The sequence below is a fragment of the Acinetobacter sp. YH16051 genome (assembly GCF_013417135.1).
GTDB lineage: Bacteria > Pseudomonadota > Gammaproteobacteria > Pseudomonadales > Moraxellaceae > Acinetobacter > Acinetobacter towneri.
Genome location: NZ_VPEN01000071.1, coordinates 1 through 2,730, shown reverse-complemented (window position 1 = coordinate 2,730; position 2,730 = coordinate 1). Strand labels below are relative to the sequence as shown.

Genomic DNA, 2,730 nt, shown 5'->3' with positions numbered 1-2,730 from the left:
AGTACCAGCGTACGGCCCACAGAATGATGTCACGCTGAAAATGCCGGCCTTTGAATGGGTTCATGTGCAGCTCCATCAGCAAAAGGGGATGATAAGTTTATCACCACCGACTATTTGCAACAGTGCCCAAAAAAGTTCGTGGTGGAGAAAAGATAAGCTATGCAAGGCTTTAGGAGACGTGGTTTTTCAGGATGACGAAGAACGATTCGGCGCTAGGTGCAACATAGGTGCATCGCACGAGCGCTAGGAACGGCGAAAAAAGGCGGACGTGGCGAAATCGGTAGACGCAGCAGACTTTAAAATTGGAGTGCCCGCGGGGAAATCCGCGGAGTAGAACCGCTCAAAGTCGGGGAACGCTAACGGGCAATACCCTAAGCCAATCCCGAGCCAAGCCCCTTCGGGGGAAGGTGTAGAGACTGGACGGGCGGCGCCTAAAGCCTTCGGGCAATGGCGAAGGGACAGTCCAGACCACGAACGTCATCAGACGGCGGCGAAAGTCGAGGTGGTACGAAAATCTGCTTCTCTGTGAGAGTACGGGTTCGAGTCCCGTCGTCCGCACCACAAAGCCAAACATCCCTGCGATGATCGACCTCTGGGCGTTTGGTCGTGAGCCCGCCACCCTCGCGCTACGCTTTGCGCAGGCGTCGAAGGCGATCAGGTGCGCCCATCGATTCCGTCGAGCACCATCGCTGCGAGTTCATCGCTGGTGTGTGCACCACTATCGAGAACACGGGTTGTGCATGGAAGCCGTTCCCTTGCGGCCAAGCATCGGGCGACATTCGCTAATCGCCACTCTCGAATCTCCGCATTTCGATTCGGGTCAGGATGCATGGTCTGGTTCGCGATCCGGTGACGCAATAGGTCCTCGTTGAGCGTCAGAAAGATGTGCAGCAGCTGATCGTCGATCCGCCTTACCCCGTCGAGTATCTCAGTCAGATAGTCCGGGTGCACGAGCGTCATTGGGATGATGATGTCCTGCGAGTAATTCCTTCGAATCTCCCTGACCGCCGCGATCGTAAGTCCCCTCCACAAGGGGAGATCCTGATAGTCTCCGCTCGCTGGCATGGGGACCGTTTCTTTCACCACGAACCCGATTTCCTCGGGGTCAAAGATCAGCGATTTGGAACGCCGATCGCGCAGCCGCTTAGCGAGCGTCGTCTTTCCGGCGCCGAAAGGTCCGTTGATCCAGATTATCATTGTCGACGGCCTCTAACCTGAAGGCTCGCAAGAGCGCTCGACGGCCTCGTGCGGAGGCACGATCGGAGTGGTTCCGAAATGCTTCTCAAGATAGGTGACGCCGAACGTCACGATGTCCTGCGCGTCGAACAGGTAGCACTGAGCAAAGCCCACGACACCTTCTCGATGGCGACCGAGCTTCACGTAAGCATTTGCTATAGTTTCAACCGCATCCGGCTTTCCTTCGATAGCAAAGCAATCGAGAATGCCGTTTGAATCGTAATCCGATGCCGTTTTCCAGGCGACTTCACCGTCTCTTCCAAGCATCGGCATCTCATACGTCACCCACCGTTTGTTGGGGATATCGGCAACCGCCTCGGCGTAGTGCAATGCGGTAACGGAGTTTAGCGGCGCACCCAACAGCAGGGCCTTCCCGCCAAGGCGAACGAACCGCTCGACGGGCGATCCTTCCCCCAAGGCGTGACCGAGTTCGTGAGGCTCCGTCAGCGTTTCAGCCAGCGGACCAACCGCGACCATCGATGCATCGGGGTGCGCGCTGCGCCGCGCGCCGGGGGCTTGAACCAGAAATTGATTCAGCAGGCCGAACCCACGGTAAGTCCCGGCTGTTGCGGGATCGAACGGCAGCCAGGTACGGCGGGCTTCGTCATCCAGCCGAGCGCCATTCAGAGTCTCCTCGTAGGGTGATCGGTCCCACGACGCGTATCCCATCACAGTGCCAGTCGGCCCAACCGCGGAGCGTAACGCGGCAACGACCGTCTCCGCTCCTCCTTCGACCGGACCAATCGCTTTAAGTGAGGCATGCACCATCAAGAGGTCACCGGTTTGGACTCCGAGTTTTTGAAGCGCCTCCGTTATTGCCTTCCGCGTATGCATCGCGATATCTCCTCTAAACTGCAAAACACTATACCTATCGAGATATCACTCTACTATACCTATCGAGATGAAGAAATTCTAAAATTAACATAATACACCTTATACAAAATGCCCTTGTAAGCCCTTAATCAAGGGCATTTTTAGTCTCTACTTAACATAAAATTTTGGTGGTGCTTCAAAAAGTATGCTGCCTTTAAATGAAGCCATTATTGATGTAAAAGAAAAGAAGGCTAAATCAAAAGCTTTAAAATGGTTTTCAAGCTTTTTTGAAAAATTACAGCTTCTTCTGAAGCTACGCCTAATTCTATGCCTTATTTTGCAATTATTGCCTTCAATACCTACAGTAAAAAATTTACCAATACTTTGCTTACCATTTTTAAAAGCAGTGATGAAACTGTCCCAATGATCACTTGCAATTCGGGTGTAGTGAATATCTAATTGTTTAAGCTTTGTCTTCAATTGTTAGACTGTAGCTAAATCTCGTTTACCCCAAACATAAGCAACAATTTCACCTGTTTCTCGATGATAGGCGTAAATAAGCCATTGTTTATTCTTTTTATTTCCAACAAAATTCCAGAACTCATCTACTTCGAGAGATTCATAATGACTTTGCTGAGGCTGAATTTCATAGGTTGATTCAGTTAAAGTACGTAAAACTTT

Annotated in this window: 3 protein-coding genes and 1 pseudogene; 1 reads left to right on the top strand and 3 read right to left on the bottom strand. The window is 51.8% G+C overall.

Going from position 1 to position 2,730, the window contains the following annotated elements; all coding sequences use genetic code 11:
* The coding region (locus FTV41_RS15400; protein WP_206299284.1) for a hypothetical protein at window positions 1-247 on the top strand (247 nt) is incomplete at its 5' end.
* A 407-nt stretch (window positions 248-654) separates the two neighbouring features.
* Here the strand turns inward: FTV41_RS15400 and FTV41_RS14190 are convergent.
* The 3 genes and pseudogenes from FTV41_RS14190 to FTV41_RS14180 all read right to left on the bottom strand — a co-directional run.
* Window positions 655-1,197 carry an AAA family ATPase gene (locus FTV41_RS14190; RefSeq protein WP_000587837.1) on the bottom strand — a complete coding sequence of 181 codons (543 nt, stop codon included), beginning with the start codon at window positions 1,195-1,197 and terminating at the stop codon, window positions 655-657.
* Window positions 1,198-1,209: 12 nt separating this feature from the next.
* Complete coding sequence (gene aac(3)-IId, locus FTV41_RS14185; protein WP_000557454.1) at window positions 1,210-2,070, bottom strand: aminoglycoside N-acetyltransferase AAC(3)-IId; 861 nt, start codon at window positions 2,068-2,070, stop codon at window positions 1,210-1,212.
* Between the two features lie 193 nt (window positions 2,071-2,263).
* Window positions 2,264-2,730: pseudogene (locus FTV41_RS14180) on the bottom strand (IS1 family transposase); the annotation flags it as partial.

Coding starts and splice junctions, on each gene's coding strand:
- FTV41_RS14190 (WP_000587837.1), bottom strand. CDS start 1,197: ATGATAATCTGGATCAACGGACCTTTCGGCGCCGGAAAGACGACGCTC.